This window comes from Pseudomonas sp. COR18, from assembly GCF_048568395.1.
Lineage (GTDB): Bacteria > Pseudomonadota > Gammaproteobacteria > Pseudomonadales > Pseudomonadaceae > Aquipseudomonas > Aquipseudomonas fuscovaginae_B.
In genome coordinates, this window is the sequence record NZ_CP183808.1 from 6,909,599 (window position 1) to 6,931,065 (window position 21,467).

Annotated in this window: 22 protein-coding genes; 11 read left to right on the forward strand and 11 right to left on the reverse strand. The window is 57.7% G+C overall.

The window, feature by feature from the left end:
* Window positions 1–33 precede the first annotated feature (33 nt).
* The gene (locus ACM62G_RS30950) at window positions 34–918 is read right to left on the reverse strand and encodes a LysR substrate-binding domain-containing protein (protein ID WP_273820387.1); all 885 of its coding nucleotides are present in this window, start codon (window positions 916–918) and stop codon (window positions 34–36) included.
* A gap of 81 nt (window positions 919–999) precedes the next feature.
* Window positions 1,000–2,172: a DUF1624 domain-containing protein gene (locus ACM62G_RS30955; RefSeq protein ID WP_419736411.1), complete on the reverse strand. Its 1,173-nt coding sequence runs from the start codon at window positions 2,170–2,172 to the stop codon at window positions 1,000–1,002.
* A 283-nt stretch (window positions 2,173–2,455) separates the two neighbouring features.
* Here ACM62G_RS30955 and mrdA point away from each other — a divergent pair, with 283 nt between their 5' ends.
* Together mrdA and ACM62G_RS30965 are read left to right on the forward strand one after the other, a co-directional pair.
* Window positions 2,456–4,348, forward strand: coding sequence for a penicillin-binding protein 2 (gene mrdA, locus ACM62G_RS30960; RefSeq protein WP_273820385.1), 1,893 nt, complete (start codon window positions 2,456–2,458; stop codon window positions 4,346–4,348).
* A gap of 381 nt (window positions 4,349–4,729) precedes the next feature.
* Window positions 4,730–6,145 (forward strand): alpha/beta hydrolase family protein, encoded by a 1,416-nt coding sequence (locus ACM62G_RS30965; protein ID WP_273820384.1) that lies wholly within the window; start codon window positions 4,730–4,732, stop codon window positions 6,143–6,145.
* Between the two features lie 160 nt (window positions 6,146–6,305).
* Here ACM62G_RS30965 and ACM62G_RS30970 read toward each other — a convergent pair whose 3' ends face one another.
* Window positions 6,306–6,479 carry a hypothetical protein gene (locus tag ACM62G_RS30970; RefSeq protein WP_273820383.1) on the reverse strand — a complete coding sequence of 58 codons (174 nt, stop codon included), beginning with the start codon at window positions 6,477–6,479 and terminating at the stop codon, window positions 6,306–6,308.
* A gap of 379 nt (window positions 6,480–6,858) precedes the next feature.
* Between ACM62G_RS30970 and ACM62G_RS30975 the strand changes: the two genes are divergently transcribed.
* From ACM62G_RS30975 to ACM62G_RS31000, 6 genes are all read left to right on the forward strand, one after another.
* Window positions 6,859–7,089, forward strand: coding sequence for a hypothetical protein (locus tag ACM62G_RS30975; protein ID WP_273820382.1), 231 nt, complete (start codon window positions 6,859–6,861; stop codon window positions 7,087–7,089).
* A gap of 328 nt (window positions 7,090–7,417) precedes the next feature.
* Window positions 7,418–8,038, forward strand: coding sequence for an McbB family protein (locus ACM62G_RS30980; protein ID WP_419737583.1), 621 nt, complete (start codon window positions 7,418–7,420; stop codon window positions 8,036–8,038).
* A gap of 301 nt (window positions 8,039–8,339) precedes the next feature.
* Entirely contained in the window at window positions 8,340–8,843 is a 504-nt protein-coding gene (locus tag ACM62G_RS30985) for a SagB/ThcOx family dehydrogenase (protein ID WP_419737584.1), read from the forward strand.
* Window positions 8,824–10,020, forward strand: a complete 1,197-nt coding sequence (locus ACM62G_RS30990) for a YcaO-like family protein (protein ID WP_273820379.1) — start codon at window positions 8,824–8,826, stop codon at window positions 10,018–10,020. Before ACM62G_RS30985 ends, ACM62G_RS30990 begins: the two co-directional genes overlap by 20 nt.
* Window positions 10,021–10,031: 11 nt before the next feature.
* Entirely contained in the window at window positions 10,032–10,775 is a 744-nt protein-coding gene (locus ACM62G_RS30995) for an ABC transporter permease (RefSeq protein ID WP_419736412.1), read from the forward strand.
* Window positions 10,775–11,479 (forward strand): ATP-binding cassette domain-containing protein, encoded by a 705-nt coding sequence (locus ACM62G_RS31000; protein ID WP_273820377.1) that lies wholly within the window; start codon window positions 10,775–10,777, stop codon window positions 11,477–11,479. Before ACM62G_RS30995 ends, ACM62G_RS31000 begins: the two co-directional genes overlap by 1 nt.
* Window positions 11,480–11,509: 30 nt before the next feature.
* On the opposite strand, the gene ACM62G_RS31005 is transcribed toward ACM62G_RS31000, so the two are convergent.
* Window positions 11,510–12,139 (reverse strand): LysE family translocator, encoded by a 630-nt coding sequence (locus ACM62G_RS31005; protein ID WP_054062656.1) that lies wholly within the window; start codon window positions 12,137–12,139, stop codon window positions 11,510–11,512.
* A 168-nt stretch (window positions 12,140–12,307) separates the two neighbouring features.
* Between ACM62G_RS31005 and ACM62G_RS31010 the strand changes: the two genes are divergently transcribed.
* Entirely contained in the window at window positions 12,308–13,933 is a 1,626-nt protein-coding gene (locus tag ACM62G_RS31010) for an NADP-dependent glyceraldehyde-3-phosphate dehydrogenase (protein WP_419736413.1), read from the forward strand.
* A 1-nt stretch (window position 13,934) separates the two neighbouring features.
* On the opposite strand, the gene ACM62G_RS31015 is transcribed toward ACM62G_RS31010, so the two are convergent.
* Window positions 13,935–14,153 carry a hypothetical protein gene (locus tag ACM62G_RS31015; RefSeq protein WP_054060282.1) on the reverse strand — a complete coding sequence of 73 codons (219 nt, stop codon included), beginning with the start codon at window positions 14,151–14,153 and terminating at the stop codon, window positions 13,935–13,937.
* A 182-nt stretch (window positions 14,154–14,335) separates the two neighbouring features.
* Here ACM62G_RS31015 and ACM62G_RS31020 point away from each other — a divergent pair, with 182 nt between their 5' ends.
* Window positions 14,336–15,904, forward strand: coding sequence for a sensor domain-containing diguanylate cyclase (locus tag ACM62G_RS31020; RefSeq protein ID WP_273820374.1), 1,569 nt, complete (start codon window positions 14,336–14,338; stop codon window positions 15,902–15,904).
* A gap of 101 nt (window positions 15,905–16,005) precedes the next feature.
* Window positions 16,006–17,154 (forward strand): MalY/PatB family protein, encoded by a 1,149-nt coding sequence (locus ACM62G_RS31025; protein ID WP_419736414.1) that lies wholly within the window; start codon window positions 16,006–16,008, stop codon window positions 17,152–17,154.
* Window positions 17,155–17,277: 123 nt separating this feature from the next.
* Here ACM62G_RS31025 and ACM62G_RS31030 read toward each other — a convergent pair whose 3' ends face one another.
* From ACM62G_RS31030 to ACM62G_RS31055, 6 genes are all read right to left on the reverse strand, one after another.
* Entirely contained in the window at window positions 17,278–17,931 is a 654-nt protein-coding gene (locus ACM62G_RS31030; protein WP_419736415.1) for an iron-containing redox enzyme family protein, read from the reverse strand.
* Between the two features lie 50 nt (window positions 17,932–17,981).
* Entirely contained in the window at window positions 17,982–18,380 is a 399-nt protein-coding gene (locus ACM62G_RS31035; protein ID WP_054060278.1) for an ester cyclase, read from the reverse strand.
* 38 nt (window positions 18,381–18,418) lie between these two features.
* Entirely contained in the window at window positions 18,419–19,195 is a 777-nt protein-coding gene (locus ACM62G_RS31040) for a hypothetical protein (protein WP_273820373.1), read from the reverse strand.
* A 319-nt stretch (window positions 19,196–19,514) separates the two neighbouring features.
* Window positions 19,515–19,952 carry an HIT family protein gene (locus ACM62G_RS31045; protein ID WP_419736416.1) on the reverse strand — a complete coding sequence of 146 codons (438 nt, stop codon included), beginning with the start codon at window positions 19,950–19,952 and terminating at the stop codon, window positions 19,515–19,517.
* A 326-nt stretch (window positions 19,953–20,278) separates the two neighbouring features.
* Window positions 20,279–20,485, reverse strand: coding sequence for a hypothetical protein (locus ACM62G_RS31050; RefSeq protein ID WP_054060276.1), 207 nt, complete (start codon window positions 20,483–20,485; stop codon window positions 20,279–20,281).
* Between the two features lie 132 nt (window positions 20,486–20,617).
* Window positions 20,618–21,460: an alpha/beta fold hydrolase gene (locus ACM62G_RS31055; protein WP_054062660.1), complete on the reverse strand. Its 843-nt coding sequence runs from the start codon at window positions 21,458–21,460 to the stop codon at window positions 20,618–20,620.
* Window positions 21,461–21,467 lie beyond the last annotated feature (7 nt).

Consider the following 21,467-nt stretch of genomic DNA (forward strand, 5'->3'; position numbering starts at 1 on the left):
CGTTCGCCAATGGAGAACGCTGCAACGGCGATCTCAGGCCAGGCGCAATTGATCGATCAGGGTTTTCAGGGTCGGTGAGGCAGTGTCGTACTTCCTGAACGCCAACAGCAACGAACGCTGCGCCCAGGGTTCGTCGAGGCTCACCGCCTTGAGCTTGTGGCTGCGCAGGTACTGGTTGACCACGCTGCGCGGCAGCACCGCCAACCCCAGTCCATTGGAAACCATCCGACACATGCAATCGAAGCTGCTGATGCGGATCCTCAGCTTGAGCGCCATGCCCAGCTTCTCCGCCTCGCGGGTCAACAGCGTGTGCATCGAGCTCTCCAGGTGCGGGCCGACGAACTCGTGCTCAAGCACTTCCTCGAATCGGATCGACTTGCGCGCCGCCAGGGCATGCCCGGCCGGCACCACCAGCGCCAGCTCATCGTGGCGATAGGGACAGGTCTCCAGGCCCTGGGCGGAGGTCTGCACAGCGATGATACCCAGGTCGGCCCGGCCGTCGGCGACCGCGCGAATCACTGCTGAACCGACCCGCTCCTCGATGTCGAACTTGATCTGCGGATACAGCGCGACGAACCGCGCGACATCGCCCGGCAGGAACTGCGACAGTGCCGAGGTGATGGCGTGGATGCGGATATGGCCCTTGACCCCGGCGGCGTAGTCGCCGAGTTCATGGTCCAGTTGCTCGATGGTCTGTTTCACCTGCCGCGCGTAGTACAGCAGCGACTGCCCGGCCGGCGTCAGGTCGACACCACGTGCATTGCGAATCAGCAGCGGCGAGCCGACCTGGGCCTCCAGCTCGGTGATGCGCTTGCTGATGGCTGATACCGCCAGGTGCCTGATCCGACCGGCACGGGTCAGGTTGCGCTCCTCGGCCACGGTGATGAACAGATCCAGGCTGGTAATGTCGTATCGCACCTGTGGAAACCTCGCCGAGTGGGTGTGCGCGCGTTTTCTCACACCCCACCGGATAGGGAAAGGATTTCCTCGATACGGGTTTCAGAAATACTTGAGCCAGGCGATATCCCGCCGTCGCTGCTTGAGACGGGCGAACCAGCGGGTCGGGAAGAACAGCGCGAAGCCCAGCAGCAGGCTCAGCAGCCAGACGCTGGAGAGTTGGCTGAACGCATAGACCCCACCCTCGGTCGCCCCCCAGAGAGCAAAGGCCGGCAGGTACATCGCCTTCAGCACATACAGGTGCAATAGGTAGAAAAACATCGGCGCCCCGCCATAGATCGCCAGGATCGCCACCACCTTGCGTTGCTGCAGTTGCTCGAACAGGGCCAGCAGTAACAGGCCGACGCCCAGGGTCGGCAGCAGGAACATCAGCGACGGTGGGTACTTCTTCGCACTCAGGAAGCTCATGACCGTGCGCAGTGCATCGCCGGTACGTACCCAGGGCGCATCGCCATAGACATTCAGGTAGCGGATCAGCACGAAGGCCAGCAACAGACCGCCACCCAGTTTCAGCAGATGCGCGCGACGCACCGCCGACTCGACGCCGCTGGCGAACCAGGGACCGATACTCCAGCCGAGCAGGATCACGCCGATCCACGGCAGTACCGGGTAGGTGGTCCGGGCACGGGTGTACTCGGTGAGCTGGATGAAGACCTTCTGGTGCAGCACCGACCAGGGGATGAAGAACGGCGACTCGGGCCCCAGCACTATGCCATCAAGCAGATTGTGCCCGCCGACGATCACCAGCCCGAGCCATACCAGCCAGGCCCGCCGCAGGTGCAGCAGGCCGGCCAGCACGATCATGCAGATGCCGATGCACCAGATCACCTGCAGCCACAGGGTCTTGGGTGGGAACTCGCCGTTCCAGGCGAAGCAGACCAGGGTCAGCTCCAGCAGCACCAGGAAGACGCCGCGCTTGAGCAGGAAGATCGACGTCTCGCGGGCGCTGTGTTTCTGGCTGTAGAGAAACGCCGACAGACCGGTGAGGAAGATGAACACCGGGGCACAGAGGGTAGCGAGCAGGCGGGTGAAGAACAGGTCCGGTGCGACCGTCAACGCATCGACCGGGTCGCTGACCTGGCGGTGCATGAAAAAAGTTTCACGAACATGATCGAGCACCATGCACAGCATGACAAAGCCACGCAGCGCGTCGATGGCACAGAGACGGAGGTTGGGACCGGCCGATGAGGCGAACGGCCCGGAAGTGGGCGTCATATCGATAGCTTACGGAGAGGAATGAGGCGGCAGAATCTAATTTCGATACGATATAACATCAATAAAAGAAACATCTTGAAACGTTTGTGCCGTGGTTTAACCGAAGAGATTGCAGGCTCGAACCGCCCCGCCCTCGCCGCCTTTTGGCGGATGCTGCGGCAATAACGTCCCTAAATCCGGTGCTTCTTGCTATCTTGTGCGCCGTTTTAAATAGCCAGCTATGCATTTTCTCTATTAGCTGCCGCTTTCATAGTCATTTTCCTTTGCACGAAACAGGTTCCTCATGTCCGATCCCATTCATCTCAAGGATCACGAGACCGAAAAACGCCTGGTCAACAAGCGCCTGATCGCCTGCGGGCTGCTGGTGCTGGGCCTGGCCGGCGCCCTGGTGGGCCGCCTGTACTTCCTCCAGGTCGTCGAGTTCAGCTACAACTCCACCGTGTCGGAAAACAACCGCGTCCACGTCCTGCCGATTCCACCGGAGCGCGGGATCATTTTCGACCGCAACGGCGAAGTGCTGGCCGACAACCAGCCCAGCTTCAACATGACCCTGACCCGCGAACGTGCAGGCAATGTCGCCCAGGTGCTGGACACGGTGATGAACGTGCTCAACCTGCCGGAAGAAGACCGGGCGATGTTCGCCAAGGCGCTCAAGCAGTCACGCCATCCGTTCGAGCCGGTGACCCTGCTCTACGAACTGACCGAACAGCAGATCGCCCTGCTGGCGGTGAACGAATTCAAGCTGCCGGGGATCGAGGTCGAGCCGCAGTTCGTCCGGCATTACCCGCTGGGCGACCACTTCGCCCATTCGGTGGGGTATGTCGGGCGGATCAACGAGAAGGAAATCAAGCAGCTCGACCCGGTGGAATACCGCGGCACCCAGTCCATCGGCAAGACCGGCATCGAGCGCTTCTACGAGAGCGAACTGCACGGCCACGTCGGCTACGAGGAAGTCGAAACCAACGCCCAGGGCCGGGTGATGCGGGTGCTCAGGCACACCGACCCGATTCCCGGCAAGAACATCGTCCTGAGCCTGGACATCAAGCTGCAGGAAGCTGCGGAAAACGCCCTGGGCGACCGCCGCGGCTCGGTGGTGGCCATCGACCCGAAAACCGGCGAAGTGCTGGCGATGGTCAGCAAGCCGAGCTTCGACCCCAACCTGTTCGTCACCGGCATCCGCGCCAGGGACTACTCGGCCCTGCGCGACTCCATCGACCGCCCGCTGTTCAACCGCGCCCTGCGCGGGCTGTATGCGCCGGGCTCGACGATCAAGCCGGAAGTGGCCATCGCCGGCCTCGACAGCGGGGTGATCTCGCCGACGACGCGGGTGTTCGACCCCGGCTACTTCCAACTGCCGAACGTCGATCACAAGTACCGCAACTGGAACCACAGCGGTGACGGCTGGGTCGACCTGAACGCGGCGATCATGCGCTCCAACGACACCTACTTCTATGACCTGGCCAACAAGCTCGGCATCGACCGCCTGCATGAGTACCTGGACAAGTTCGGCCTCGGCCAGAAGGTGTCCCTGGACATGTTCGAGGAATCCCCCGGCCTGATGCCGTCCCGCGAGTGGAAACGCGCCACTCGCCGCCAGGCCTGGTTCCCGGGCGAGACGGTAATCCTCGGCATCGGCCAGGGCTACATGCAGGTCACCCCGCTGCAACTGGCCCAGGCCACCACCCTGATCGCCAACAAGGGCGTGTGGAACCGCCCGCACCTGGCCAAGACGATCGGCCAGGAGGCGCCGGTGGACGAGCATCCGATTCCGAACCTGGTGCTGCGCGATCCGCGGGAATGGGAACAGGTCAACTACGCCATGCAACTGGTGATGCACGACCCTCGCGGCATCGCCCGGGCGGCGGCGCAGGGTGCGCAATACCGCATCGCCGGCAAGAGTGGTACCGCGCAGGTGGTGGCGATCAAGCAGGGCGAGCGCTACGACCGCCTCAAGACCGCCGAGCGTCACCGCGACAACGCCCTGTTCGTCGGCTTCGCCCCGGCGGAGGATCCGCAGATCGTGATTTCGGTGATGATCGAGAACGGCGAGGCCGGCGGCCGCGTCGCCGGCCCCGTGGTACGCGAGATCCTCGACGCCTGGCTGCTGGACAAGGACGGCAAGCTCAAGCCGCAGTATGCGCACCCGCTCAAGGCGCATGAGGATCCGAAGGTCTGAGGCCAGCGACACTCGAGGCCGGTCACTCCCGGGAGGCTTCGCGCCCGTCCTGTTGACCCAGAGCGCCACCGGCAGTGTTCCCACGCAGAGCGTGGAACGAGCATCCTCAAGCCAGTCGAGATCGAAGCCTCATAACTTCCGTAGGAGCCGGCTTGCTGGCTCCTACGGGCAATAGCGCAACGTCACACCTGACGCTGATAAAACACCAGCCCTCATCCGCCGGATGTTCCGTCTGGAACCGGTTCGAGCCCAATATTTCATTTGGAAAAATGCCCGAAACGAGACATCGTTGGCCGTTCATCGCCCTTCGAGTCCGGACTCGTCGGAGCGCAGCACTATTGCTGAGCGCTCTCTCGCTCAGATCCCTGCAGCGAGCCACTGATGCCAGCACGATTCAAGCCTCTCATCGCCATCCTCTTGTGTGCCCTCTTGCACGGGCTGAATCCTGCCTACGCCGCGAATGAGGACGCGGATGCCATCAAGATGCCCCAGGCCTCCATGAATGAACGGGTGCTCACTGTTCCCGGGGATAGCGGGCGGCCCGTCCCCCTGCAATTGACGGTACTGACGCCCAACGGACCCGGCCCGTTTCCCCTGGCGGTGATGAATCACGGTTCCGATGGAAGCAAGAAGCCCAGGGATAATCCCCGCTATCACCTCACTTTTTCCGCGTACTACTTTCTGTCACGCGGTTATGCCGTGGCGCTGCCCATGATGCGCGGTTTCGCCGGGTCGGGCGGACAGTTCGAGCACCACGGTTGCGACTTCATATCGACCGGGCTCAACAATGCCAGGGATATTCGCGCCGTCATCCAGTACATGACGGCCCAACCCTACGTCGATGGTCAACACATCGTGGTGGCAGGCCAGAGCTTTGGTGGTTTCAACACATTGGCCCTCGGGGCGCTGGACGTCCCCAACGTCAAGGGCCTGATCAACTTTGCGGGCGGCCTCAAGGAGTCCGATTGTGCGACTTCGGAGCACAGCATGGCCGCCGCTGCCGCCTACGACGGCGAACATACGCGTATCCCGTCCATCTGGTTCTACGGCAGTAATGACAAGGTGTTCGCCGAGTCGACCTGGCGCAACGAGTATGCAAGGTACACCGCCGCCGGAGGCGCAGCCGAGCTGGTAGCGTATGGCAACTTCATGGATAACTCGCACAACCTGTTGGGTTTTCCAGAAGGGCTGGCCATCTGGACGCCCAAAGTGGATGCCTTTTTGTCCCGAGTGGGGCTGCCAGCCCAACTGCTGCACCCCGAATACCTGCCGGTCCCCGTCCCGCCTCCCAGTCGCTACGCGGCCCTCGAAGATGCGGGCGCGGTACCGTACATCAACGATCAGAGCCGCAAGGTCTACCAGCAGTTTTTGACAAGAGCGCTACCCCGCGTTTTCCTCATTGCCGGAGATGGCAGCACGGTATCAACGAACGGCGGGTTCGATCCGCTTGGCCGAGGACTGGCTGAATGCAGAAAGGTCGGCAGGCACTGCCGGCCCTACGCGGTAGACAATGAAGTGGTCTGGGTCAAACCCGTGCCGGTTCCTCCTCCCACGCACTTCGCGGCGCTGGAAGATGCGACGGCGGTCCCCTACATCAGCATTGCCTCCCAGCAAGGCTATCGAAAATTCCTGGGACTCAAAAAGCCACGCGCCTTTACCATCGCCCCGGATGGCGCGTGGTCGGCATCGGCTGGGGGTAATGAACCCCTGCAAACGGCACTGGATATCTGTGCAAGCGCGCATCAAGGCTGTCGACCCTACGCGGTGAACGATGATGTCGTCTGGTCGAAACAGTAGACAACGGGTGACCATGCGCGCATCCGCCCAAGATACATGAGGTGCCAGACAGCCTGCCCCAATCGTGGGAGCTGGCTTGCTGGCGATGGCGATTCCCAAGCCGACAGGGATTGTGCCAGTCTCAGGTATCGCGGCTCTTTGTGGAAGCCTGCGTATAACGTCAGTTGGTGGTCCCCCGCCGATAAAACGCCAACACCCCGCCCAGGGTCATCAGCAGTCCACCGGTCACCCGGTTGAACGCCCGCAGGTGCCCGCCCTGCAAGCGACTGAGCAAGCGGGCGCCGCACAGCGCGTAAAACAGCATGATGCTGACATTGAGCAGCGTCAGCACCACGGCCAGCGCCGCGTACTGCGGCAGAACTGCCCTGTGAGCACTCCAGATATTGAAAAGCCAGAGCTGGGCAGTGATACACCCATCACTCTAAACGTATACCTCCTCAGATACCCTGCAGAACGTCCCGCACGTCACTGATGACTAACGCACTCTCTTTATATTGAAAGAAATTTCTTACAAAAAATCATTCATTTTCTTGTTTTTTCATGTCCATACCATCTCGGCCCAAAAAAATTTCATCAGTCGACAAAAGAAAACACAGAGAAAACTCCCACAGATCTAAAAAACACAATTGCACCAACACATCGCAAGAACTATAGCTATTAGCGCCACCGCTTTATATCTCGTGGCAAACAAAAAATCCTCCCTGGAGAAAAACATGAACAATATCGATAGTTTTGGAGAAATAATCTTTAGCTACAAGAACCAATCGGGCTTCGATAAAACCCCTCAAGCAAATAACGGAGGCTCTGGCGGCCAAGGTGGATGCGGCGGCTCTGGTGGCTGTGGAGGCGGTGGTGGATGTAATGGGGGAAGTGGGGGGAGCGGCGGCTCAGGCGGAAACCACCTATTTAATGCTGAAATAGCGATAGAGGAAACTCAAAAATAAAAAATCAAAAAATAGCAAAGGTTGTCGGGCACGAACAAAGCCAAGCAACCTTTGCCCCTCGCATCACAACCTAGCGTGGGATTTAAAAATGAACCTGCACATAAACAACTACGAGATACTTAACTTTCCTTCCGAAGACCTGATAATATCAGAGAAAGGAATTTCAAGAATAACATCCAAACCATTGATCACAGCACTAAACCTATTAAAAAATTGCGACACCAGGAATATATCAAAGAAAAAATTAAAAGAAATACTTACGGAGCACCAACTAAACCCCGAAACAGCCTTTGATTTTATAGAAAAAATACTAGTAATACGGTAATCCATATTAAACTGCTATTTCAAAAAAATCACCATACTTCACGACTGGGGAGATGAATTTGAAAAAATTGCACACCAAGAACTCTCCACCCCTACAGAAATCTACGAACTCACAGCAACCCCACCAAAGCTCGACAAAAACAAAAACCACTTCATATTTATTCTTTGCAAAACATACAACTACCCAATCCTAAAAGCCTTATATTTTGAACTTTCACATAAAAACCCATCAAGCGCTATAAGCATAGGATTCATCACGGGCGACACCTTCACCATAAGCCCACCCTACATATTTGAAATAGGAAACCCATGTCATTTTTGCAAAATAGATCGCCCAGAAAAAAATAACATAAACGACCAACGAGACAACAGCTGGAAAAAACTATTAGATCTTTGCAAAAGCCAAAGAAAGCCAATCCCTGTTAACGAACCAACTTTACTGCAAAAATCCTTGATTTTTGGATCCACCTTCGAACACATAAAACTATATACAAGACAAGCAACATCACAGAGACACCAAGACAGCCTATTTCAAACCATGCATACAAACCTCAGTAACGGGCTAATTACAGAGGAGCCGATTCCCCACTGGTATATGTGCGACTGCATGAGGCCAAATTTATGAGATCCATTCCACACGACTACTACCTGAAATTTGTGGATCCCGACGTACTTGAACAAATCCACAACTTCCATCACAAAGGAAACTATACAATCCATGAAGCCTTCAAGGAAATAACATACCTTCACAAACTAGAAGAAAGCCAACTTTCAATACTATCCATGAATGAATTATCACTGTATCCAGATATGAACTTAACAATTCCCATAAATTCAAAAAACACCAAAAATTACATTTCAAAAGAAACGAGTCCTGCAGCTATTTTTCAAACCCAGAAATAGATTTTGAAACAATCGAGAGCTTAATAACTCCATTGTTAACAAAAAATAAAAAAACAAAGAAACGACACTACCCTAGCGGAGGCGCTCTTTACCCGATAGAGGTCTTCATTTGCTCTTTAAGCGAGAAAAACACAACTTGGCCCCAGCCACAAAAAATATTTCATCTGCTTCCAGAATCCAATTCACTAGAGATACTTCAAACCAACTGCAACATCCAGAACCTCAGAAAGGCCATACTATCAGACACAGAAGATCTCGGAACCCCAAGCGCCGCATTAATATATGCCACATACTTACCAAAAACCATATTTAAATACCGATACAGGGGTTACCGACTAGCGCTCATGGAAGCTGGCTCGATGTACATGCTGATAGAAATCCAGGCAACCGCTCTAAGTTTGAAATCCAGACTGTGGTCGGGATATACGGATCACATGCTATCCAAAGCGATCGGGCTAAACCCTGCTCTTTTCAACCCTGTTTGCGTGCATCTAATTGGAAATAACAATGAACATTCAAAATACTGATTTCGACTCTTCCTACCCTAACTCATTTCATTATCAACCAGCAGCAACACTAGGTTTCCCTTCAGTGGCGGAAGCTTATGACCGACACTTCAATTCAGGTTCCGGTATCGGCAGAGGTACAGCGGTCATAAAAAAAGCTATCGGAGAGTACTTCGAAAGACGTCATTTCTATATCGAGGTCACACCTGATATCGAAGGCCATCTAGCCAAAGACCTGACTACTAAGGAAGCAGAATCATTTGCAAAAGCATTCACTCAAACAAGCCAAGAAAATTTAGATTGCAAGACGCTCAAGGATCACACATTCCAACTGACCAAGGCATACAGAGTGAAAGATTTTTCCCCCTGTCACATCCCAACGACCTGCATCTCACTGAGCCCATTAAAATCTTCTGACGACAATGACATCTACCCGTGCCGGGATACCTGCGGATGCTGCTTTCATTGGAGTCCAGAACAATCAATGCTCGGCGCAATAAAAGAATTTCTCGAAAGGCAATTTCTTTTAAAATTCTGGCTAACTCAGAGCTGCACAAAAAAATCATCAAACAGAGAAATACTGAAGAAACTCAAAACACATAAAGCATACAACCTGGGGGAAACTCTATGCAAAGCAGGAGAACTTGTAGCGCTAGACATATCACCTCCAGACTTCCCTGGAAAATGCATACTTACGATTTACGGACAAAAAAGCAGTTCTCAAGCGGTGAAATACTGCGCAGGGCTTTCCTATGCATCTTCCGAAGCAGCGGCCCTAGAGACTTCCATTGGTGAGTTATGGCAAACCTTTCGATTCATGACTCTGTTCACAAGCATCAACGGTGACATAGAAGCATTACACGATCCATATTTAAGACATTTCCTAAACTGTAATTCCTACAAAACTTTCAAGACTGTCAAAGATTGTACAATAAACCACGCATCAGATGCCGCCCCCTATGCCTTCGATCTTCACGGCTTAAGAAAAACCCTCATCGACAGAAAAATATCAGGTTACTTCTATACAAAATTTCGCGTAATCGGCGGAAACTCCTGCCTATTCAGCAAGTTCATCTCACCCGACCTATTTTTGCACATGAACAATTCACAGAATTTTAACCTAAACAACATATACTCATCAAAATTCAAAAAAGAAATCATGAACAACAGAATATCAACAATGGTTCCTTTCCCTTAGAGAGCAAACACATGAAAAGCAGAATTATTTACCGATCAGGGCGCTTAGCATATTTATTCATAAAAGAGCAACTCAAGGAGCCCATAGCACTATTTTGGATAGTCATCTCCCCTTGCGCAGCTTTTTACCTACTATCGCTTTACAAAGAAGAAGGTCTTAAATTTTCAGATAATTACACTCAGCACACCGCCTGGTTTTACGCGTACATAGCATCAAATGTAGCCTTTTTCGGCTTCTCTTTTTACATCATTGGCCGTCGAGAAAGCGGCTTCATCCGATCCTTCGTTTACAACCACGAGTCAAAGCTGATTTTCATAATCGCGCAGAATCTTGCTTACCTAGCCATATCAACCATCTATTGCACAGCCTTTTATTTGAGCACACGCTTGCCCTTACAACTTTATTCACTTCGCGAATTCATTATCATCCTGACAAACTTCCAAGTCTGCTACCTATTTTTCTGTTCATTAGGCACCCTATTAACGCTCCTCCCCATAAATTTTCAAAATGCCAACACCTTATTATCAGCATTATCGCTAGCCATGCTGGTTCTCGGCCTATCAAAAGACACTTCGGATAATTTCATCCTTGAGACTCTCAACGCAAGTAATCCCCTGTGGCATTCCTTCCAACTTATGGAGCAAGGATTCAATCAGCAATATGGATTGACCATACTCACTTTTTTCCTTTTTATCACCTGCACAGCCATCAGCGTCAAGCTGCTCCGCATCAACCCTGTATGGAGCCGGTACTGATGACCTCCCTGCAAGCCAATCTCCTGTCCTTCAACTATGAGAACAAGGTCATTTTCAAGGAGGCTTCACTCACGGCAGAAGCCGGGGCGATTACCGGTCTGCTCGGCTCGAACGGCTCAGGGAAAACCACCTTCTTCGACATCATCTGCAAACTGAGAAAACCCGCCAGAGGCAAGGTGATCAATACCTTCGCCAAGCAGCTCTATCTCTCACAGATACTCACAACGCCTCCCGCCCTGCGCATGTTCGACATATTCAGGATGACCAACCTGCTGTGCTCATCCAAACAGATCTCCCAGGCACAGGTGTTGAGCAGGCTTTCATCATGGAGCCCGAGCATCACGGAACGCTATCAGGAGATCTGGAAGAAGAAGTCATCGCTATGCAGTTATGGAGAAAAACGCTGGTTCTTCACCCTTTCTTTACTGTCGATAGAGGCTGACCTGATCATTCTTGATGAGCCAACAGCGGGTGTAGACCCGGAGTTCAGGCACTACATTTGGCAGTGCCTGCATGGTGCGGCTCAGAGTGGGAAGGCCATTCTGGTTTCGTCGCACAACGTCAATGAGATCGCCGAACACTGCGACTGTTTCTACATGATCAGTCATAAGCAGTTCAGGCGCTTTGCCGATGGGCAATCATTTCGGGACAGCTACAGCGCCCGTACGCTCGATGAGGCATTCATCAACGCCGCGGCTTGCTGAGAAGACCACTCGATCCAACGGCCTGGCTCGTCAGGCCGTACTCCCCCGCCGATAAAACGCCAACACCCCACCCAGGGTCATCAGCAGTCCACCGGTCACCCGGTTGAACGCCCGCAGGTGCCCGCCCTGCAAGCGACTGAGCAAGCGGGCGCCGCACAGCGCGTAAAACAGCATGATGCTGACATTGAGCAGCGTCAGCACCACGGCCAGCGCCGCGTACTGCGGCAGTTGCGGCTGCGTGCTGTCGATGAACTGCGGCAGGAAGGCCGACATGAACAGCAAGGCCTTGGGGTTGGTCAGGGCCACCACGAAGCAGCGCACGAACAACCCGACGCTGCGACTGGAGCCCTGCTCCACCGGCAGTTCGGCCAGGGTTGCGCTCGAACGCAGCATTTTCCAGCCGAGCCACACCAGGTAGCCCGCCCCCACCCATTTCACCGCCTGGAACAGCGTCTCGCTGGCCTGCAGCAGGATGCCCAGGCCACAGGCCACCGCCGTGACCAGCAAGGCATCGGCCAGCACCGCCCCGCCCATGCCCCAGGCCGCCGCCCGTACACCGTGGTTGGAGCCGTTGTGCAGGGCGAGCAGGACCGTCGGGCCCGGCATGGCGATGATCGCCGCCGCACTGATCAGGAACAGAAGCAACGTTGCCAGCGTCATAAATGAAGATCGCCTTGAAAAGAAAAAAGAGTGCCATTTTGCGGCCTGCGCCCCTGCCCTTCAACCGACCTGTCGTTTGTAGTGGACGGGACTAAGATGTTTCGTGATAAAACACCAGCATGCACTGAAGCGTTTCAGCGTCCTTCCCATCAGACAGGGTATTGCCTCATGACCGATCAGAAGCTGCTCGACTCACTGTTTCCCGCCGCCGCGGACATTCCGGAAAAGTACCGGCTCGACGGCCAACTGGAACAACGCGAATACCTGGTGGACGGCGCCCTGCGTACCTGGAGCGGCCCACTGGCGCAAGTGCGCAGCCCGGTGTATCTGGCCGGCCCCGACGGCGACGAGCAGGTGATCCTCGGCAGCACCCCGCTGCTGGACGCTGAAACCGCCCTCACCGCCCTCGATGCGGCGGTCCGCGCCTACGACCGTGGCCAGGGCCAATGGCCGACCCTGCGCGTGGCCGAACGCATCCAGCATGTCGAAGCCTTCCTGCGGCGCATGCGCGAACAGCGTGAGGCGGTGGTCAAGTTGCTGATGTGGGAGATCGGCAAGAACCTCAAGGACTCGGAAAAAGAGTTCGACCGCACCTGCGACTATATCGTCGACACCATCAACGCCCTCAAGGAGCTGGACCGCCGCTCCAGCCGCTTCGAGCTGGAACAGGACACCCTCGGCCAGATCCGCCGCGCGCCCATGGGCGTGGCGCTGTGCATGGGCCCCTACAACTACCCGCTGAACGAGACCTTCACCACGCTGATCCCGGCACTGATCATGGGCAACACCGTGGTGTTCAAGCCGGCCAAGCTCGGCGTGCTCCTGATCCGCCCGTTGCTGGAAGCCTTCCGCGACAGCTTCCCGGCCGGGGTAATCAATGTGATCTACGGCAGCGGCCGGGAAACCGTCAGCGCGCTGATGGCCAGCGGCAAGATCGACATCTTCGCCTTCATCGGCACCAACAAGGCCGCCAGCGACCTGAAGAAACTGCACCCGCGCCCCCACCGCCTGCGCGCGGCCCTGGGCCTGGACGCGAAGAACCCGGGGATCGTGCTGCCGGAGGTGGACCTGGACAACGCGGTCAACGAATCGGTGACCGGCTCGCTGTCGTTCAACGGACAGCGCTGCACCGCGCTGAAGATCCTGTTCGTCCACGAGGACGTGGTCGACACCTTCATCGAGAAATTCAATCGCAAGGTGCAGAGCCTGTTGCCCGGCATGCCCTGGGATAATGGCGTGTCACTGACGCCGCTGCCGGAAGCGAGCAAGGTCGACTATCTCAACGGCCTGGTGGCCGATGCGGTCGCCAAGGGCGCGCGGGTGGTCAATCCCGGCGGCGGCCAGACCCGTGCCTCGTTCTTCTACCCCGCGGTGCTGTACCCGGTGAACGCGCAGATGCGCGTGTACCAGGAGGAACAGTTCGGCCCGGTGGTGCCGATCGTGCCCTATCGCGACCTGGAGACAGTAATCGACTACGTGCTGGAATCGGACTTCGGCCAGCAACTGAGCATCTTCGGTACCCACTCGGCCCAGGTCGGGCGGCTAGTGGACACCTTCGCCAACCAGGTCGGGCGGATCAATATCAATGCCCAGTGCCAGCGCGGCCCGGACACCTACCCGTTCAACGGCCGCAAGAACTCCGCCGAGGGCACTCTCTCGGTTCACGACGCGCTACGGGTGTTCTCGATCCGCACGCTGGTGGCGACCAAGTTCCAGGAAAGCAACAAGGCGCTGATCAGCGACATCATCCGTAATCGCGAGTCGAGTTTCCTGACCACCGACTACATCTTCTGAGTCAGAGAAACAGATACACCGCCAGCAACACCAGCGAAACCACCAGGATGGCTTCCCCGAACAGTTCGAGGGAGCCCTCCCGCTCCGGGCCATACTCCCAACTCACACTGGGCTGGCGCATGGCCCAGCGCCGCTGCGGCCGCCTGTCGAAATGTCCCAGTGCCCAGATGGCAGCCCCGATGGCGCCGAACTCGAGGGCGATGATCAGGAAAAGTGTCATACCGCTGTCCTTTTCAGGTCGGATAATCAAGACATTAGGGCGTCGTCGAGGAAAAACGTTCGTCGTGGAACGGCATTTTTTTACTCGCCGGCCTGATGTCCTTTCGTCCTGCAGCCCGCACTGTTCTATCATTACCCCCAGGCTCCATCGGCCAACGATTTCGCCATTCTCATAAGAAACTCATGCCACGTATCGACCTGCGCCGACTGATCCTGTTGCTCTCGCTTGCCGTTGTCACCCTGACCGCCGGCAACCTGTTCTTCGCCAGTTACCAGACCCAGCGCAACTTCCTGATGGCCCAGACCCTGGAAGCCAACCGCATCTACGCCGTGAAGCTGGCCAGCTCCACCGACGACTTCCTCAAGTCGACCCAGCAGCAACTGGCCCTGAGCGCCAACCTGCTGCCGGAGATCTGGGACCAGCCGGACCGACTGTGGCAGGAGGCGCGCCGCTTGCGCCGCCAGACCAACAGCTTCAATTCGGTGGTGGTCATTCGCGCCGACAACCGGATCATCGCCTCCTCGCCACTGTCGATGCACCTGACCGGAACCCTTTCCGTCAGCGAAGGCACCCGCCAAGCCAGCGCCTCGCGCCAGCCCTATATCTCGACCCCGTATGTGGGCAACAACAACCACCTGATGATCCAGATCTCCCATCCGATCTTCGACGGCAAGGGCAATTACCTGGGTTACCTCGGCGCCGGGATCTACCTCAACGAACCGAACATCCTGCATTCGCTGCTGGGCGAGCACTACTACCGCGACGGCTCCTATCTCTACGTGGTCGATACCCAGGGCCGGCTGATCTACCACCAGGACCCCACACGGATTGGCGAGGTGATCAAGGGCAATCCGGCGATCGACGCGGTCATCACCGGACAGACCGGCAGCCGGCGGCTGACCAACTCCAAGGGTATCGACATGCTCACCGGCTATGCGCCGGTGCCCCGTATCGGCTGGGGAGTGATCAGCCAGCGGCCCACCGACATCACCCTCGAAGGCCTGCAGCGACTGATGCTGGAGGTTGCCGGTTACGCCGTGCCGCTGTCGCTGCTGTCGTTGCTGGCCATCTGGTGGCTGACTTCACTGATCACCAAGCCGCTCTGGCAGTTGGCCAACTCGACCGAGCACTGGGGCTCCTCGAGCGCCGCGCAATCGGTGAGCAAGGTCAGGGCCTGGTACTACGAGGCGGCGCAATTGAAAAACGCCATGCAGAAGGCGCTGCTGTCCCTGCACCAGCAACTGGGCCGGCTCAACCTGGAGAACGTCACCGACTCGCTCACCGGCCTGACCAACCGGCGCGGCCTGCAACTGATCCTCGAGGATTGGGAAAACCACCGCCAACCGTTTTCGGTGCTGGCCCTGGATATCGATCACTTCAAGCAGGTCAACGACAACTACGGGCACAGTGCCGGTGATCTGGTGCTGCAGCACGTGGCCCAGCAGATGCGCCGACACTCGCGCGAAAGCGACGTGCTCTGCCGCCAGGGCGGCGAGGAATTCCTCATGCTGCTGCCCGGTATACCGCTGAACCAGGCGCTTCAGGTCGGCGAACGGCTGCGTGCGGCCATGGCCTACACCGAAAGCCCGAACGGCATCCCGGTCACGGTGTCCCTCGGCGTCACCGACTGGCCGCGGGACGGCGAGACCGTCGCCCAGGCCCTCAAGGAAGCCGACCTGGCCCTGTACCGGGCCAAGGGCAAGGGGCGCAATCGTGTCGAAGCAGTGCCGCCGGCCACCACGACCGGGTAGACTGGCCTACACGTGACAGACAACGGGCCAGCCAGCGCCCGCCTCTGCAGATTCCGAACACCCGACGACTTCGGGGACTTCCCGCGAGACTTTCCGCCAGCATGACTTTCAACTTCGACACCCTGCTCGACCGCCGCAACACCGGTAGCACCAAGTGGAGCCGTTATCCCGCCGATGTCCTGCCCATGTGGGTGGCGGACATGGACCTGCCGGTGGCGAACGAGATCACCCAGGCCCTGCACAAGCGCCTGGAACACCCGCAACTGGGTTACAGCGTGGCCCAGGATGCCCTGCGCGAAGCCATCGTCGTCGACCTGTGGAACAAGTACGCCTGGCGGATCGAGCCTCAGGAACTGGTGTTCCTGCCCGGCGTCGAGCCGGGCTTCAACATGGCCCTGCGCGCCTTCGTGCAACCGGGCCGCAATGTCGTGGTGCAAACCCCGAACTACCGCCCGCTGCGCCTGGCCCCGGGCAACTGGAACCTGCCGAAGGTCGAACTGCCCTTCCAGCGTGACGCCCAGGGCAACTACATCACCCCCATCGCCGCCCTGCGCGATGCACTGCAGGACGGCGGTGCGCTGTTGCTGAGCAACCCGCACAACCCACTGGGCAAGGTCTTCCCCCGCGAGGAACTGCAACAGGTGGCCGAGGCCTGCCTGGAACGCGGAGCCCTGATCATTTCCGACGAGATCCACGCCGATCTCTGCTACGACGGCCGCCGCCATGTGCCGACCGCGTCCCTGAGCCCGGAGATCGCCAAGCGCACCATCACCCTGATGTCGGCGAGCAAGGCCTACAACATCGCCGGCCTGAAGACCGCGTACGCGATCATCCAGGACCCGGTCGTACGCGAGCGTTTCAACGCTGCCCGTGGCGGCATGGTCGACAGCGTCAACGCCCTTGGCCTGGAAGCCACGCTGACCGCCTACCGCGAATGCGGGCCATGGCTGAAGGGGTTGGTGGACTATCTGCAGGGTAACCGCGACTACCTGCAGCACGCGGTGGAAACTCGCCTGCCCGGCGTCGTCCTGCAGCCGGCCCAGGGCACCTACCTGGCCTGGCTCGATTGCAGTGCACTGGGGTTGGAGGATCCCTACCAGTTCTTCCTCGACAAGGCCAGGGTCGGCCTGAGCGCCGGCGTCGAATTCGCCGACGAGGCCCGGCAGTTCGTCCGCCTGAACTTCGGCTGCCCGCGGGCATTGCTGGAAGAAGGGATCAGCCGGATGGAGAACAGCCTGCGCCCGCGCTGAACGCCCAGGCTGACGCAAGACCTGTAGGAGCCGGCATGCTGGCGATCCGCCGCAGGCGACCATTCAATGAGAATGCTGTTGCCTGGGTACTGCTATCGTCAGGCCGGCTCCTACGGAGCGGGATCAGAATTCGTCGGCAACCGACTCAAGGATCTTGCCCATCAGGTACACGGTGGTACGCGCCACCTGTTTCACCGCTTCCTTCTCTTCATCGGTGACCACCCAACGGTCGATTGCCGCGTTGACCTCCTCGGAGTGCTTGGCATCGATGATCGCGTGGGCGACGAAGAAGGTCATCTGCTTGTCGGTCAGCTTGAGGCTGTTCTTGCAGATGTCCATCATCGGTTCGAGGTGCTCGTAGGAGTCCTCGGCCCAGAAGCTGTAGCCCAGGCGCGGGATGATGCCGCGGCAGACCGAGACGTAGTCCAGGTAGCCGTAGAAGGCCTCGGTGGCCGGCAGCATCGGTTTTTCGAACTCGGCCGGGTCCACGCCGATGGCGATCAGGTCGTTATAGGCCATGTTTTCATGGCCCAGTTCTTCCAGCGCATGCTTCATGGCGAAACGCAGCAGGCCGACCTTCTTGTGATCCTGGTTCCAGCAGGCCACCGCCTGGTTGATCGCATTGTTCTTGGTGTAGTGATACACCTGCACGATCGACTTGATGTACAGCTGCCGTTGCAACTCGGGGCGTTTCATCATCTGGAAGAAACGCCCGGCCTTGATCTTGGCCCATTCGGCGTCGCAGACAGCCTTCAACTCGGTACGAAACTCAGTCATTTCACTCTTTCCCTGTTGGTTCATGAATCGCTTATGACATTTGTTATGGATTACAGGCGCAGTACGGACTTGATGATGTACATGAACTTCGAGAAGAACCCGAGACCTTCGATCGTGTCCCAGTGCTCCATCAACACTCCATTTTCCACACGATAGATATCGATCACCTTGTACTTCACGGTAAAGAACCGATGTTTCGCCCAATGGGTGGCATAGAGGAAGACATAGTCACCCTCGGCACAGACTTGCTTGATATGCGTGCCGGACTCCGGGAAAGTCTTGAAGAACTGTGCAAAGTACTTCTTGAAACCTTCACGACGCGGCGGAATGAACACATTGTTGTGCTGCACATAGTCTTCGGCAATCAATGTATCGGCGACCGCCAGTTCACGCTTGGCAAACATGCGCTCATAGAACTCGATAACCACGGCCTTGTTCTGGGCTTCCATCTGAGATCAACCTCATTATTGTCGTTTTATTATGCTTTTCAGACCGCCAGGACCTGGCGGCTGGCACGGGCGGCCAGGGTATGGCGCATCAGTGCATCGATATCGCCGAGATCGGCCGGGCACTGTTCCAGGCCGAAATAGGGGGTCACCGAGGGCAGCAGCTCGCCCTTGTACACCGCGTAGTAGTGGTCGCCGCGTTCCGGGATCTTGAACAGGATGCCGTCCTGGTCGAACACCGAACTCTCGAATTTCGGTGCCAGGCGCGGTTTCACATAGGTGATGAAGGTCTTGTAGCCGCCCAGCAACGCCACCAGCGAGGCGCCGGTCATGGCCAGTGCGGTGACCACGTTGCCGACCGGGGCGAGCTTGTCGACGATCAGGCGTGAAAGCTCGATGCACTCCCGCTCGTAACCGGGGCCGGAGAACTGCACCAGGCGCTGGTGGTCGATGTATTCACCGGACTCATGGGGAAACGGCGTAAACCGCTGGGTACCGATGATTTCACCGTCGTAGTAACAGGCGAACACATAAGAACGGGTGTCGTACTCGTCGAGACAGACGGTTTCATCGACCGCGTCACCGAACAAGGTACGGTAATACACCTTGCGCTGACCATAGAGACGATACCGGGCCCGCGACAACTCGGAAAATTGCTCAGGCGTTACAACTTGCCTGATCTTTACCTTATCGGACTGGCAATGTTCCTGCAGGACCGAATCGTAGAAGGCATGAATCGCCGCACCGGCCGAATCATCTTTCACCAGTTGCATGGGGGTGAACGGCAATACCGCCTTGTTACTTCCGTATGACGACATGAGACGCTCCTTTATTATTATGCTTCGTATTGTTTCTCTCAACCAGACACACGATACAGAACCCATGATCCAATTCATGAGTTCACTTCCTGATACAACGATGCTGCCAAACCCGATGTGCAAGGGACTGAAATTTGGCAAGAGCCAAGGGCCTATTCGCGGGCAAGCCCGGCCCCGACAAGTTCTGCGCCGGATAAAAGTTCCAGGTGCACTCTGTGAGCGCCAACTGGCTGGCAATAAACGTTGACGCGCAATAACAGACAGACAACGGCACCTGAACAGCCGACTCCCCAGTCGGCTGCCGCACGCTACCTTTTGTTCAGCGTTGTTCGAGGGCCGAACGAATCAGCTCGGCCCGTTCACCCAGCACCTGCGGGTTGGCCAGGGGAATATCGCCGTGGGCAAGGTCGAAACCGTCGCCGACGAACCGGGCGATCACATGCAGGTGGGCATGACCGACGGTCTGCCCGGCCACCGCACCATCGCACAGCAGCAGGTTGATGCCCTCGCACGGCCGGCCGTCGAGCCGCAGGCCACTGTTGCGCAAGGCCGTTGCCACGCGCTGGCCGACCACCATCATGTGACCCGCGGTTTCCGGAGGAATTTCGCCCAGGCCGCTGGCATGGGCCTTGGGAATGACCAGCACATGACCGGGAGTGATCGGCTGGATGGACAGAAAGGCCAGGCACTGTTCGTCTTCATGGACGATGCTTGCGGGTGCCAGCTTGGCGACGATCGCGCAGAAAATGCAGTTCACGAATTAGCTCCCTCTAATTGTTATGTGCAAACCCCTGACACGCTTGTGCTCCGGGCTTGCTAGGCTGAATTCCCTTACAGACCTATACCGCTGATCGAACAACTGGGGGCGAAAATACGCCGAGGTTTGAATGGCTGTACACGCGAGTTTTGAAATTTTTTGTATCCGGCGTCCCCGAAAAGCAGCTAACGCGCTGATTTTTCTTCAGAAAATCGCCCAAAAGCCTATTTCCCGCCCCCACGGCCCAGCCAAAAAAAAACCGGAGCCCCTTCGGACTCCGGATTTTTCCTGGGCTCGGCGGCCTCGATTCACCACCGACAAAGGCCTTAAGCCAGTTTTTTCAGGCGCGGCCTGGCCTTGGGAAAATAGGGTCGCCTCAACAACCCTCCCGGTGCCGATTGGCTGGTCCGAGTCGAAGTCTCCTGCACTGGCGCCTCTCCCCCAAACTCGGCGACATAGGGCGTCTGCCCGCAGCGCACCAGGTTGTTGATCGGGAACTCATCGCCATTGTCTTCCATGTACGCCTTTTTCATGGGGCCACTCCTTTCCAAGGTTGATCACCGCCGACTGGCAGTCGGCGCCTCAAAAACCTTCAGCGTAGACCAGCGACGGCGATCCGCAGGCTCTGGCGCAAGGTTCCGACGAATGACCGGTCGGTCACCGAATCACACCGAATCGAGCCGCTGCCGCAGGCGGCCGAAGGCTTCCAGCACCTGCCGGGGTTTCTCCAGCATCAACTGGTGCCCACAGTCGCGCAGCACCTCGAACCCGGCCTGGGGCAATTGCCGGGCCAGGGCCTCGCCGCCGCTGGCCGGGGTCAGCCCGTCGCTGTCGCCGCAGAGCACCTCGATCGGCAACCTGAGGCTCGCCAGGTGCCCGGCATCCGGCCACTGCACACCTTCGAGCAGCCCCTTGAACACATACAACCGATTGTTCTCGGTGATCTTCTCCTCGTAGGCCACCAGCTGCCGGTCGGCCGCCGGATGCCAGGCACGCTGGCGAAAGCCCTTGGCCAACACCGGCCGGATCAGTTCCAGCACCCAGGCCGGCAACGCCATCAGGCCACCGCGACTCAGCGGCCGGTGCAGTTGCGAGCCCAGCAACAGCGCGCCACTGACCGCCTGCGATTGCAGCAACGCGCTCATCGACAGGCCGGTGCCGAAGGAATGCGCCACGATCAGGTTGCGCCTGCCGCCGAAACGCCGCAGCAGTTCCAGGTAGTCGGCCACCAGCTCGGCCCAGGCATAGGCCGCTGACCGGCGCGGCTTGTCGCTGGCGCCATGACCGAGCAGGTCCCAGGCCACCAGGCCGTAGCCCTCCTCGCCCAGTGCCTGCCACAGATGGCGCCACTGGTCCTTGTTGCCGCCGGCGCCGTGGCAGAAAAACACCACGGTGTCGGCCTGGGCCTGGCCGGGCTGGTGAGCCACGCTCAAGTGGCGACCCGGGCGGATCTCGAGCAACTCGCCGCGCACCTGCGGCAGATCAACGGAGGAAAAGGCTTCAGCCATGCGCTGT

Excerpts from the sequence above, each read along its gene's own strand:
- ACM62G_RS30955 (WP_419736411.1), bottom strand. The coding sequence starts at position 2,172 with ATGACGCCCACTTCCGGGCCGTTCGCCTCATCGGCCGGTCCCAACCTC.
- mrdA (WP_273820385.1), top strand. The coding sequence starts at position 2,456 with ATGTCCGATCCCATTCATCTCAAGGATCACGAGACCGAAAAACGCCTG.
- ACM62G_RS30965 (WP_273820384.1), top strand. The coding sequence starts at position 4,730 with ATGCCAGCACGATTCAAGCCTCTCATCGCCATCCTCTTGTGTGCCCTC.
- ACM62G_RS30975 (WP_273820382.1), top strand. The coding sequence starts at position 6,859 with ATGAACAATATCGATAGTTTTGGAGAAATAATCTTTAGCTACAAGAAC.
- ACM62G_RS30990 (WP_273820379.1), top strand. The coding sequence starts at position 8,824 with ATGAACATTCAAAATACTGATTTCGACTCTTCCTACCCTAACTCATTT.
- ACM62G_RS30995 (WP_419736412.1), top strand. The coding sequence starts at position 10,032 with ATGAAAAGCAGAATTATTTACCGATCAGGGCGCTTAGCATATTTATTC.
- ACM62G_RS31000 (WP_273820377.1), top strand. The coding sequence starts at position 10,775 with ATGACCTCCCTGCAAGCCAATCTCCTGTCCTTCAACTATGAGAACAAG.
- ACM62G_RS31005 (WP_054062656.1), bottom strand. The coding sequence starts at position 12,139 with ATGACGCTGGCAACGTTGCTTCTGTTCCTGATCAGTGCGGCGGCGATC.
- ACM62G_RS31010 (WP_419736413.1), top strand. The coding sequence starts at position 12,308 with ATGACCGATCAGAAGCTGCTCGACTCACTGTTTCCCGCCGCCGCGGAC.
- ACM62G_RS31015 (WP_054060282.1), bottom strand. The coding sequence starts at position 14,153 with ATGACACTTTTCCTGATCATCGCCCTCGAGTTCGGCGCCATCGGGGCT.
- ACM62G_RS31020 (WP_273820374.1), top strand. The coding sequence starts at position 14,336 with ATGCCACGTATCGACCTGCGCCGACTGATCCTGTTGCTCTCGCTTGCC.
- ACM62G_RS31025 (WP_419736414.1), top strand. The coding sequence starts at position 16,006 with ATGACTTTCAACTTCGACACCCTGCTCGACCGCCGCAACACCGGTAGC.
- ACM62G_RS31030 (WP_419736415.1), bottom strand. The coding sequence starts at position 17,931 with ATGACTGAGTTTCGTACCGAGTTGAAGGCTGTCTGCGACGCCGAATGG.
- ACM62G_RS31035 (WP_054060278.1), bottom strand. The coding sequence starts at position 18,380 with ATGGAAGCCCAGAACAAGGCCGTGGTTATCGAGTTCTATGAGCGCATG.
- ACM62G_RS31040 (WP_273820373.1), bottom strand. The coding sequence starts at position 19,195 with ATGTCGTCATACGGAAGTAACAAGGCGGTATTGCCGTTCACCCCCATG.
- ACM62G_RS31050 (WP_054060276.1), bottom strand. The coding sequence starts at position 20,485 with ATGAAAAAGGCGTACATGGAAGACAATGGCGATGAGTTCCCGATCAAC.
- ACM62G_RS31055 (WP_054062660.1), bottom strand. The coding sequence starts at position 21,460 with ATGGCTGAAGCCTTTTCCTCCGTTGATCTGCCGCAGGTGCGCGGCGAG.